Annotated in this window: 15 protein-coding genes and 1 other annotated feature; of the genes, 1 reads left to right on the forward strand and 14 read right to left on the reverse strand. The window is 33.9% G+C overall.

The window, feature by feature from the left end; all coding sequences use genetic code 11:
* Positions 1 to 125 precede the first annotated feature (125 nt).
* The 7 genes from PGC35_RS19735 to PGC35_RS19765 all read right to left on the reverse strand — a co-directional run bounded on the left by PGC35_RS19735 (position 126) and on the right by PGC35_RS19765 (position 4,684).
* Complete coding sequence (locus PGC35_RS19735; protein ID WP_375220363.1) at positions 126 to 530, reverse strand: hypothetical protein; 405 nt, start codon at positions 528 to 530, stop codon at positions 126 to 128.
* A gap of 152 nt (positions 531 to 682) precedes the next feature.
* A complete protein-coding gene (locus tag PGC35_RS19740; RefSeq protein ID WP_375220364.1) occupies positions 683 to 1,270 on the reverse strand; it encodes a histidine phosphatase family protein in 588 nt (195 codons plus the stop codon).
* A gap of 82 nt (positions 1,271 to 1,352) precedes the next feature.
* Positions 1,353 to 1,697 (reverse strand): hypothetical protein, encoded by a 345-nt coding sequence (locus PGC35_RS19745; protein WP_375220365.1) that lies wholly within the window; start codon positions 1,695 to 1,697, stop codon positions 1,353 to 1,355.
* 304 nt (positions 1,698 to 2,001) lie between these two features.
* Positions 2,002 to 2,424, reverse strand: a complete 423-nt coding sequence (locus tag PGC35_RS19750; RefSeq protein ID WP_375220366.1) for a hypothetical protein — start codon at positions 2,422 to 2,424, stop codon at positions 2,002 to 2,004.
* Between the two features lie 151 nt (positions 2,425 to 2,575).
* Complete coding sequence (locus tag PGC35_RS19755) at positions 2,576 to 3,247, reverse strand: DUF4030 domain-containing protein (RefSeq protein ID WP_375220367.1); 672 nt, start codon at positions 3,245 to 3,247, stop codon at positions 2,576 to 2,578.
* A 189-nt stretch (positions 3,248 to 3,436) separates the two neighbouring features.
* Positions 3,437 to 3,682, reverse strand: a complete 246-nt coding sequence (locus tag PGC35_RS19760) for a hypothetical protein (protein WP_375220368.1) — start codon at positions 3,680 to 3,682, stop codon at positions 3,437 to 3,439.
* 225 nt (positions 3,683 to 3,907) lie between these two features.
* Positions 3,908 to 4,684: a hypothetical protein gene (locus tag PGC35_RS19765; RefSeq protein ID WP_375220369.1), complete on the reverse strand. Its 777-nt coding sequence runs from the start codon at positions 4,682 to 4,684 to the stop codon at positions 3,908 to 3,910.
* Between the two features lie 276 nt (positions 4,685 to 4,960).
* Here PGC35_RS19765 and PGC35_RS19770 point away from each other — a divergent pair, with 276 nt between their 5' ends.
* A complete protein-coding gene (locus PGC35_RS19770; protein ID WP_375220370.1) occupies positions 4,961 to 5,755 on the forward strand; it encodes a hypothetical protein in 795 nt (264 codons plus the stop codon).
* A 67-nt stretch (positions 5,756 to 5,822) separates the two neighbouring features.
* On the opposite strand, the gene PGC35_RS19775 is transcribed toward PGC35_RS19770, so the two are convergent.
* The 7 genes from PGC35_RS19775 to PGC35_RS19805 form a co-directional block, all read right to left on the reverse strand.
* Entirely contained in the window at positions 5,823 to 5,978 is a 156-nt protein-coding gene (locus tag PGC35_RS19775) for a hypothetical protein (protein ID WP_375220371.1), read from the reverse strand.
* Between the two features lie 290 nt (positions 5,979 to 6,268).
* Positions 6,269 to 7,303: a DUF4179 domain-containing protein gene (locus PGC35_RS19780; RefSeq protein WP_375220372.1), complete on the reverse strand. Its 1,035-nt coding sequence runs from the start codon at positions 7,301 to 7,303 to the stop codon at positions 6,269 to 6,271.
* Entirely contained in the window at positions 7,300 to 7,854 is a 555-nt protein-coding gene (locus PGC35_RS19785; protein WP_375220373.1) for an RNA polymerase sigma factor, read from the reverse strand. Before PGC35_RS19785 ends, PGC35_RS19780 begins: the two co-directional genes overlap by 4 nt.
* Before the next feature lie 379 nt (positions 7,855 to 8,233).
* Entirely contained in the window at positions 8,234 to 8,761 is a 528-nt protein-coding gene (locus PGC35_RS19790) for a hypothetical protein (RefSeq protein ID WP_375220374.1), read from the reverse strand.
* 315 nt (positions 8,762 to 9,076) lie between these two features.
* Positions 9,077 to 10,105: a S66 family peptidase gene (locus PGC35_RS19795; protein WP_375220375.1), complete on the reverse strand. Its 1,029-nt coding sequence runs from the start codon at positions 10,103 to 10,105 to the stop codon at positions 9,077 to 9,079.
* A gap of 41 nt (positions 10,106 to 10,146) precedes the next feature.
* Positions 10,147 to 10,362: a binding site (T-box leader), on the reverse strand.
* 201 nt (positions 10,363 to 10,563) lie between these two features.
* Positions 10,564 to 11,022, reverse strand: coding sequence for a hypothetical protein (locus PGC35_RS19800; RefSeq protein ID WP_375220376.1), 459 nt, complete (start codon positions 11,020 to 11,022; stop codon positions 10,564 to 10,566).
* A gap of 119 nt (positions 11,023 to 11,141) precedes the next feature.
* Complete coding sequence (locus tag PGC35_RS19805; protein ID WP_375220377.1) at positions 11,142 to 11,312, reverse strand: hypothetical protein; 171 nt, start codon at positions 11,310 to 11,312, stop codon at positions 11,142 to 11,144.
* Between the last annotated feature and the right edge of the window lie 378 nt (positions 11,313 to 11,690).

Below are 11,690 nucleotides of genomic sequence, written 5' to 3' on the forward strand. Positions count from 1 at the left end.
TCCATCTAAACTATTCAACATTTTCCAGTCAATCCCTTCTTAAACTAAACTGCATCGTTAGTTCAATAAGAAAAAAGGCTTTACTCCTTCTTGAAGTAAAGCACCCGTTAGTTGAAGAACAAAAACTAATTAATTGGTTCTTCTGTTTCCCTTACAATCATCCATTTTTCGTTAATTAATCTCCAATTTTCAATGGTAAATAATCGTGCTAATACTTCCTCATCTTTTACAATTAGTTGTTCATAAAACACTACAGCATTTAAGTTATTCCTTAGTCGAATAACTCTATTTTCAAACCTCTTATTCGCACCTGAAAAATGTCTAACTGATTGTTCCATACCATTTATAGCTTCTTGTTTGGTGAATATAATCGGTTTTTCATTTCCACTATTAAAAAAAGCAACATAATAATCTTCTGTCATTCTATCTACTGAAGATGTGTCACCTGAACTCATCGCGTGGTTCCAATCACTGATAAATTCATCATGCATTTTGGTAAATTCATTTAAGCAATTTTGTAATTCAAGCATTGTAAAACCTCACTTTTAACTTTTATTTATTGGTATAGTTCGACAGGGCTATTCGTATTTCCTTCTTCTCCTAAACTGTCCCTTTAGCTTAATAAAAAAAGGCTTTACTCCCTCTTGAAGTAAAGCCCTGTTAGTTGAATAACAAAAAATTTTTATTGGTTAATACCAATATTTACATCCCATAGTCTTTGAACATTCACTAATTCCTGTTCATTGAATTCCATTCTATAAATATCAGGTTTTGATGTGCTATGTAAAAAATTCAAGTCATAAGTGCTATCGAAATATCCCATCATCAAGGTCATAACTGCCCCGTGAGTACCTATCACTACTTTTTTATCTCTAAAAGTATCTAATAGTTCTTTTAAGACTTTTATTGCTCTTTTTTGGGAATCAGCATTTGATTCTCCTCCCTCTAAAGAGAAATTTGAATCGAAAAACGACTTCTTCAAAAGTGGAACCAATTCCTTATCAGATATTCGATTGTCTTCAGAAGAAAATACCTTCTCTTTTAAATCTTCAAACACTAAAACTTTTTGCCCTATTTGTTGAGCTAACTTTTCAACAGTTAAAATTGAGCGTACATATGGACTTGAAACAACTGCATCAACTTCTTCATCTTTCATTATGTTAGTTACTCGTTGAGCATCTAAATAACCTTTTTCGGTTAATCCTCTTGTTCTTTCATTTCCTTCTTTTGGCGACTCACCGTGTCTCACCATATAAACAAATGTACTCATAATATTTTTTCCCCCAAAGTGTATCTCTTATTTACCCACAGCCCTGTTCTACTAAAGCACCAGTAAATTCAATAGGAATAAATTAATTTTTGATTGTTTCTCTTTTATGATTATCTTTATTAGACAACTTCTTTAGTAGTTCAATAGCAAAGTAAAAAATATAAATATATCCTAATAAAACAAATACTGCCCAAAAAGCCCCTGCTGTTAATTCAATCCAAAACCATTCCATTTCGTTAATTTCCATTGGTCTATTTATTGCTTTTGCAAAGAAAATAATAATCGTAAGGGGTAGGATAGCGAGTAATAGTAAGGATTTTTTTACCATTATACGAGAAATTGTTATACGATAAATTGCCAATACAAAGAGAATTACCATTAATATGTGATGTAAACGCCAAAGTACCTCTGAGATAATAAAAATCAACCTCCCTAATAATATTTGTAATTAATAAATAAAACGATACTTAAACCAAAAAAGGTTCATTGACCTTCGTTGTTGAAAAACAGAAACTTATCTCGTTAGCTAAACTGGGTATTTGTATAGCTTACATTTCTTCTTAAACTAACCTGCCCCGTTAGTTGAACAAGAAAAAAGAGCCGTCTATGCAGCTCATTGATCTTAACTAACGCACCCGTTAGCTATCCATGAAGCCCTGCTTCACCACAGAATATGCAAATGCAAGAAAATTACGTTCTTCCATGGTAGTTTAAGTACAACTTTTCACAAACTAACCTTCAAGGAGTTCCATATAGTACAAATATTCCTCTTCAAATTCGACTATCAACATTCCCATAGCCTCCTTATCATTGACACTTGACGAGTATACTTTTGTCCCGACAGGTAATTTTGTTGCTGTCATATCATTAAAGCCAAAGCTATTTGTTGACTGTTTTTCATTTTCGCCTATCAAATTATGTTTGATATATTTCTCTAATGTTTGTTCCATCTCCTCTACTTCGGTATAGTTGCTATAAATACGACCTTTATACATCAATATGTCAGCATCTGAGTTTTGTTTTAATACATCTCTAGCTGTAACCTTACCACCGTCAGCCACACCACAACCTGCAATTGACATTAGGGATAGGATTATAAACAAAATATTAATAAACGTTTTGTTGATGGTAATCAACATGTTTCTCCTTATCAATTCTCTACCTCCTAATATGAATTCCTTCTTCAAGTAACCTGCCTCGTTAGTTCAATAAGAAAAAAGAGCTGCCTAAGCAACCCATGAACTTTTACTAAAGCACCCGTTTAGTTGAACAAGGGGTGTCAATATTGTTTAGCCAATAAATTGACTAATTTACTACTTTCCCTTTGGCATTCAATATATTAATTTCATAAGAGTCAATATTAGATACAGAATTTAGTTCCTTAGAATGTAGGATTTCATTCACTGTCTCTTCAATTTCCATTGCTAACTTATGTGCATCTTTATCTGAACCTATTATTGTTGTTTGAATGGTAATAGATTTTTGATACTCATTTTGATACTCAGTATTTATATTTCCGAATACGTCGTAATCTTTAAGACCTTCCATTAAAGTCGATGCTATATGTGAAAGTTCTTTGTTTATATTTTCAGTTTCTTCGGTAACAAAAGATAAATCCATTCTTTCTACAACAACTGTATAGTCTTTTAATGTGGAAGATCTAATTACATTTTTTGCAATGGACTCAATATCCTTTTTTACTGAATTAAAATATTCTTCATCCTCTTTAACTTGTACCCTCAATTCTATCTCCGAGTTAGAACTTACACCAAATTCCAACTCATCATATTTCTCATGGATTTTTTCAGTTACCTCGTTCAATGTAGAAAAATGTAGTTCTCGTTCTTTAGTAGATAAAGGTTCTGGTTCCTCCTTATTGGCAATAGCAGTATCAACTTCTGAAGGTTTATTTAACAGGCTAAATGATCCTATTCCCACTATAAGTATTCCAGTAATAATCAATATCCTTTTTAACATATAATCCCTCCTTTTAAGAAGGTATGTCATAAATCCACCAAAAAGTCCCCAGAAAAACACAATGTCCTTCTTGAAGTAAAGCACCCGTTAGCTTAAGTACAATCTTTCACAAACTTATTATCTCTTCGATTTACGAAATAACTCAAATAAAAAGAAGCGTTTCCTTCTCTGAAAGAAACACCCCCATATTTAAATATCTTTAAGAGTTTCCGTCTGTCTTTCACTTTTCCACTTAATATACGTATAAATTAATTGAACTATTAGGGTAACTAGTAAAAGTACCAACAAAAATACGCTAAATTTTGAAGGAATATCCATTACAAACAGTAGAAAAGATAAAAATATAGCAACAGGAATCATCCACAAAGTTCGAATAAACTTCGTTCTATAATTCATTTTCCAATAATTAAATCCACTATCACGACCATTTTTCACTAATTCCACCACCTTTGGTTGTTAATTCTCCATGAATGTTCGAAGTTCGTTCTTCCACTAATTTTATCATATTAATTTTCCCGAATTTTAAATATTTAAACATCTTTCTTATTAAACTAAACTGCCCCGTTAGTTTAAGTGTAACAGTTCACATTGTACATAAAAATAGACCACCGAAATGATGGTCCTGTTTTACTATTTCCGATGGCTTCGATAATTTATTATTTACCGGACACTTAGACTAATTGCCCCATTAGCAGGACTATATGTAACAGTTACATTTCTGCCATTAGCAGTAAATTCTTCTGGAATATCGTTACTATTAAAGTAATTCCATACATCCGTTGCATCGTTGGCAAAGTATAATTTGAATAATTCTTTAGCAATAATAGGCACTCTATATGAATTTGGAAGAACAGAAGTGTCTTCCCATCCAAAGAAGACAATATTAACATCTTTTCCACCTTGCTCAACAATATGGATAACACCTTGTGGAAATTCTGGAAGGGCATAACGACTACCGCCATTTGTAAATCCAAGCTCATTTTCAAGTGTTTGATAGTTTACTACAGGATCGTGACTCCAAGATGATTTCAACACTGGTGCGACCCATCCATCAGGATAAATGTTACCATCTGTTTGAGATAGTTCCTGTTTTTTTAATAAAGATAGTTTGGATTTAGAAGGAGTTTCATATTTGATGGCATTTGATTTCTTTACAAATAATCCTCCACCTAACCCGTAATATCCACCATCTTTACCTTTATAGCTATAAACTCGGTATTCATCACCTTTTTTTACGGTTCTTGAGTTTTGCTTAAATTTATCATTGTTCATTTGGTAAGTCGGTGTAGTACTCAATATTGTGACCTTTCCAATTTGCCCAATTTTTAATTCTGTCTTTCCCCACATAACCTTTTTAGGTGCTGCTTCTGCTACTGTTAATAGTGATGTTAAGAATATAGGCACCATTAATACATTCAACAAGAATAGTTTTTTCATGATTTGCTATCTCCAATCTTTCTCTCTATATTTTGTATATCGGTACATTTTTTGAATGCTTAATTTTTATTCTTCCTTAAAGTACTCTTAACAACACTAACCTGCCGCTTTAGTTATGTAAGAAAAAAGAGTTGCCTAAGCAACCCTATGATCTTTACTAAAGCACCCAGTAGTTAAATAAGAAACAATGTTTGTAGGGATTAATGTTATGAGTAAATATTAAATTTAATATACCGATATACTGATTGAGTAACATATTGGAGGTAATGAATACGTATGAAGAAAGTTTTTTTATCTGCATTAATAATCCCGTTATTATTTTTATCAACTGTTACAATAACTGAAGCATCAACTAAAGTAATGTGGGGGAAAACCGAATTAGTAAAAGGACAAATTGGTAAGGTGACTGTGTTGAATACAACTCAAGTCTATCAAAATAACAATGATGGCATATTCAAACAAAGCACTAGATCTCTGAGAAAAGGTGACGAATTTAGAATCTATAGCTATAAGGGTCAAGATGGTGGTTATTATGGGCTTGGTGGAGGTTTATTCGTAAAGAGAACAACTGTTGTAAAATATGAAACTCCATCTAAAGCCAAGCTCAAATTATTAGAGGATAACTCTCTCTCTTCCTCTTCAAAGGATAGCGAAAAATATCCTGATGGTTGGGTTGCACCAGTGTTAAAATCTTCTTGGAGTTCAAATCACGCAACTAATTTAGCGACATTGCAAAATGAGCTTGGGTTTAAAGATGGTGGTAGGAGCTATGGTATTCCCTCTTATCCACAAGGGATGATTCATGTAGTTGGTGCTAACTCTACTTCCAAGGAAGAAGTAGCCCTTAAATTCTACGGATGGGAAGATACGTCAGTATTACCAGAGTCCTATCGTGTACCAATCGTAGCCAAAGAATTATTCAATCTATACTTTGGTGGCGATGCAGATAGAGTGTGGAATTACTTCAACAAAAATGATATTCCAGAATCATTCACTGCTAACGGAAGAAAAGTAACTTCCACATATAGCCCTGCTGATGGAGCAATTACTCTTCATGTTGGGAGAAAATAATTATAAAGGTCTTAGTACAAAAAAGCTTAGAGTAAATACTCCGAGCTTTTTTGTTAGCTTTTAAGTATTACCTTGTTAAACCATACTGCCGTACTCTACAATTCTCTGTTATGTCATTCCCGCTATTATCCATTACATGTACTAATGCAATGTTGTCTCCAGTTATCTCAAAAGATTCTTCTTTATCTAGATCGTTTTCCAGATTTATAATGCATTCAGACATAAATATATCTCAACCTTTCTTAGATACGTTTTCCGTTTATCTTGTTAAACTAAACTGCCCCGTTAGTTTAAGTGTAACATTTGACAATGGATTGCAGAAATCTACTTGATGTTTTGGACATAAAAATAGACCATCCAAATGATGGTCTTGTTTAACTAAAGCATCCGTTAGTTGAAGAAAGAATTATTGTATTTGCACTGTTTTTATATCTAGAGTTACTTTGAGTCACAGCCATTTAAAGTTATTAGTATGAGATAATTAACGGGTGTAATTATAATTTGTTTGGTTTTTTAAAAAGGAAAATCTTTTCCGTTCTTGTCTTGGACAATTAGCTCATATTTCTGATTCTCTGTCATTGTTTTTACTTCTTCGCTATCCAGAAACTCAGTAATTTCTTTTCGGATTTTGGTTACCGTCTCTTTAGTATCTACTTCCGATAGTTTCATGTTCGTCATGATGGTAATAGACACTTTTTCTGGCTTGTAGGAATAGCTAATGTCAGCTACCCGGTACTCTTTTTTTAGGAAAAACTCTTCTTCTATGCTTCTCATGACCGGCATCCACTTATCCTTAAGTTCCTCTTCCGAAACGTCTCGAGTTATAATCTGTACTTGTGACGGTGTATCGTTTGCTTTCAAAAGTTCAATCGAGGCCTTGTAAATTTCTACTTTCTTAGCTTCATAGGCAATCGGGATGTACACGTTTACTACAGGGCCATATGCGTTAACATTCATAATCGAGTAGCCTGCTCCCTGCAAGTCCGACATCAACTTTTCGCCTAGTTCCTCCCTTTGATTACCTATCTCTTTTAACGCGGGAGATACCTCATTCGTGTCAGAAACCGTTAACTCGTAGTTATCATACCCCTTTTTTTCCAAAATTTCAGTCAAAATAGTCAAAACTTTGTCCTCTTCTTGCTTGACGTATTCTTCCGTTCCCTCCAGCGATATGTCAAAGTGTGGCTTCTGTCTCCAGATCCCCATGCCGATACTTGTTGGTTGATACCCTTCTTTCACCAACGCTTCCGTAATTACTTCATGTATCGGTTTATGGAATATTTGTCCAATATAAGGGATTTTCGATGCCATTTCCGCCATGGTTGGATTCAGGAATGCGGAACCCGTTAGGACGACAAGACTGATAACCGCTGCAACTACAAACTGGGATTTTCTCCAACCTCTTTTTCTTCCTGTCGCTTTTTCAAAATCCGCTCTTTTTTCCGATTCTTCCTTAATGTTTTTAGCAAATTCGTACATGGAAGATGGTACCTGGATTTTTTCCATCTCTTCTTTAATTTCTTTCTTCATTGATTCATCAATTTTCATTGTGAATTCACCCCTATAAACTGATTTTCGATCAATCTTTTTTTCAGAGTGTTCCTTGCTCTTCGAAGGTGGGATTTGACCGTCGAACTTTTCAGTCCCAACAAATCTGAAATTTCTTGGATTGCTTGCTCTTGGTAATAGTAGAGGATTAGGACGTTCCGATAATCCCTGTTATCGAGGGATAATATGCCCCTTTTAATCTCGTTCTCGGTTTCCTCTTTTAGTACGCTTTCCATCACGCTATGTTTGTCTGTCACCGCATCGATTTCAAGCGGAGATTCCTTCAGGCGGTCATTCTTTCTCCAAGCATCGATTGAGCGGTGGGTGACCAATTTATAGAACCAGGTGTTGAAATAGGTGATATCCTTTCCACTCATAATATTCCTATATGCCTCAATCAACGCATTTTGGACAACCTCTTCTGCCTGATCTCTCGACTTGAGGATACTGAAACTGGTCCTGTACCCCTTTTCAATCAAGGGGTTGACTAGTTGAGCAAAAGCTTCGTCCTCGCCGTTCTGGATCCGTGTCATCAGTATTTCCTGTTCCATGAGGAAAGCCCCCTTTTTTGTTTCTACCTTTTAGGCGACGGTGAGGCTGTTTAGGATGCACAATTCGAAAAAATAAAATGGTAAAGAAGTTGAATTTACTTCCAACTCTAGTAAAGTTTAATATAAAGCATTAAATTTATTATACCTGTTTTCCCAAAAATTCAGATCCATTATTCATGATGACATTTGTTAATATAAATAAATAAATAAATAAATAACCCAGTTCAATGAACTCGGCTAATACCTTGTATATTTTAATAATTATTGAACTAAACTGCCTCGTTAGTTCAAAAAGACTTTACCCCTTCTTGAAGTAAAGCACCCGTTAGTTGAAGACTCAAAAATTACTTTCGATAGTTCAATATGGACTTTTAATTTACTACTTTACCTCGACAACAATTGATCCAAAACGGTCGGCACCGATAAAGACTTCTAAACGCCATATTCCGGCTTTTGACAAGGACATATTAGAAGGTCTTGAACTATCTGAACCCCTAACTCCATTTGGACTGTAAGATAACTCCTCGTAATTCCAGACTTTCCTTTCGTTAGATGTACCAGCATCAGTAACTAACGCCATTTCTTTTTCTCCTGTGTCTTTGTTTATAGCAACCACTTTAAAATTTCCGTCTTGAATAGTTTGTTCATCTCCCCAAAAATGCCATAACCATTTATTTACTTCACCAGCTTTAAACTCAGGTCCAACAATCCCTACTTTATCTTTTTGTCCCTCTAATTTATCTCCAGGGGATGTTTCAAACTCAGGAGATAAATCCCACTGTATATTTTCTTCTGATGAAGAACTTACTTTTTTTGTATTAACGCTAGCTTTGTCATTGTCATCCGGAGAACAACCAGAAATAAGTAAAATAACAAATAAAGAAATGCTTAAAAGTGCTTTTTCCAATTACCTTATCCCCTTTCAAAGTAACATCGAACTTTTGAAATACCATAAATTTTAATTCTATATTTTTGCCCACATTCCTTTATATATTTAATACATCTTATTCAACTAACCTGCTGCGTTAGTTCAATAAGAAAAAAGAGTTGCATTAAGCAACCCTTGATCTTTAACTAAAGCACCCTATTGATTAGATACATTTATTCACAAACTTTGCCGGTAATCCAAAACTCATTTCATTTATTACAAGAATGCTGCTTCTTGATGAAACTAAAGAAATCTTCTATATTGATACGCTTAGAATTGATAGTTATAAAAAGTCTACTTAAAGTGCATAGTTATTTTTCCGATACCATTTTTGTATGATACATTTGCGAGCGCACCATTAACTAATGTATTTTGTGGTGGCAAATGTCCAATATCAACATCATAAATAAACGGAATATTATCATGATAAAAAATGTCCATCAAAACATCTTCTAGTTCATAATCTTTTGTTGGAGCATATCCACTTGATCTGCCAATTAACACTCCATTAGTATTTTTAAACCAACCATTTATTTTCATTTGCCACAAGGCACGATAGATTTCAGCCGCACTCATTCCTACGCTTTCAAGATACCAGATAGTGCCTTGATCCTTTGTATACGTATCTAAGTATTCTTCCACTTGATCGAATGGTGTTCCATGAAGATTTTGTATTGTATTAATAACGCCTCCTAACAATCTTCCAGAAAAATTTTCATGTGTATTTATACTTTTCCATTCCGTTTTGGTATCAAAATAAAAACCTGTTGCTGGATTCATAAATACCTTCTCCCATGAGGATTGAAATTCAAAAGATGATTTTTGATTTATGATATCTCCATGATTCGCTGTCAGTACATTATGCCAACTACTGCTCGTTTCATCTAATGTTGGTGCGGACATCTCCACAAAGTTTATGCCATGTGCTGATGCATTACCTGTTATGGTGGTATAAACAAAGTTAATCGTACTTATATCCGAATAACCTAATATCCACTTAGGAGTATTTTTTTTGATTTTCTCCCAATCTAACAACGGAAGAATTTCTAAAGAAAATTGTCCTCCCCATGGTGGAATAATCGCTTTAATTGCCGGATCAGCTAATAGCTCCATAAATTCTTCTGCTCTTATTTCTTTTGTTGCACTTCTTGATTTCTCATCATTCCATACCGTTTTTGCTAGTTCTACTTTATACCCTAGAGATTCAATGTTGCTTTTTGCTTTCTCTAATAATATATGTAATGGTTTCTCTACACCACTCGAAATTGCTGTAACAGCAATTTTATCGCCTTTTTGTAAAGCTTTTGGATATTTTATTATCACTAATCATCCCTCCTTATAAATATAAAAAAGCCCATCATCCCATAAGAGACGATAGGCTATACCTACGTGGTACCACTCTTTTTGATTTGTTTAATTAAAACAAATCCACTCAAAAACCTATTACGAGGTTAGCCGTTAAGACTTAAATATCAGTCTTACCACTCCTGGGCGAGTTGGGGAATTTATTGCTGCCTTTCACCAACCGACAGCTCTCTAATCAATAAATAATCCTTAATACTCCCAATCATTGTGTTTTCCTTAGTTTATATTTTTTCCATTTTACAATTTATCCATATTTTAGTCAATAAGTTCTTATTGGAATTTTTATCTCTTGTTCAACTAACCTGCCCCGTTAGTTTAAGTGTAACATTTCACAATGGATCGCCGAAATATACTTGATATTTTGGACGTAAAAATAAACCATCGAAAATGATGGTCATGTTTAACTAAAGCACTCGTTAGTTGAGTAAGGAATTTAATTCAAAGTACTCCGTTAATGGCACTTTCCTACCTTCTTTATGCCATCTATGATATTTATCAGAAACCATCTTCACATCATTATTTGCACGAACTTCTACTAAATACTTTACAGAAAGATAACTTCGCCAATAGTCAAACATAATACTTGATAAGCTACCTTGATATGAACTGCTGCCAAAGTCTTCTAATGAGTGATTTCCATATTTGTCCTTGAAAGCTTCAATTAACTCGGCTTCTGCATTTGTTATTTCATTGAATTCCTTCTCACTTAATAATATCTTTCGAGGTAGATAAAAACACATTCCTTCCTCGAACCATATACTATCTTCTCTTTCATCTTCAAATTCATCTAAAAATAAATCAGAATGATGAGTAAGTTCGTGTGCTAATATGATAAATATCTGATTTTCAGAGTAGCTTTCATAAAATTTGCACATTAGGATGTGCTTTACCCTCTAATTGTATTACTAGAAGTTTCCGCCAAGTTTCTATATCTGGTGACATATATATTAAATCTTTATTAGTGTAGGCTGGTATAGGTATATCGGAAAAAACCTTAGTTGCTAATTCTTCGGTAGTCCATAAAATACTTTTTTGGTAGTTCTGTAAGAGAATAATGATTTTCGAGTATTTTTTGGTACTCATTCAGCTTCTTACCAAATCTATGAATAATATCTTGATACTTCTCATATTCCTCTTTCTTTTCAAAAGCATATATTTGTTTCATTAAGTTTATCTTCCCTTCGTTTAAAAACATTTCCTTCTTCAACTAACCTGCTGCGTTAGTTTAAGTGTAACATTTCACAATGGTTCGCCGAAACCTACTTGATGTTTTGGACATAAAAATAGACCATCCAAATGATGGTCTTGTTTAACTAAAGCACCCGTTAGTGAAAAATAATTATATTTTCACCATACAAATTTAGATGATATGACCATTAACTTCAGTTGTTCCTGTACAGACACCCATTCGCAAAATGTTATAAATCGTCCAACGAAGAAAATGTTCTTTCGTTCATTTATTTTGCCTCAAAGTTCTAGGTGCTTCCTCACCTACCATACCGTCATTATCATTATCGCGCATATAGGGGTATAACCAATGTTA

The sequence above is a fragment of the Psychrobacillus sp. PGGUH221 genome (genome assembly GCF_042055255.1).
In the GTDB taxonomy this organism is placed as follows: domain Bacteria; phylum Bacillota; class Bacilli; order Bacillales_A; family Planococcaceae; genus Psychrobacillus.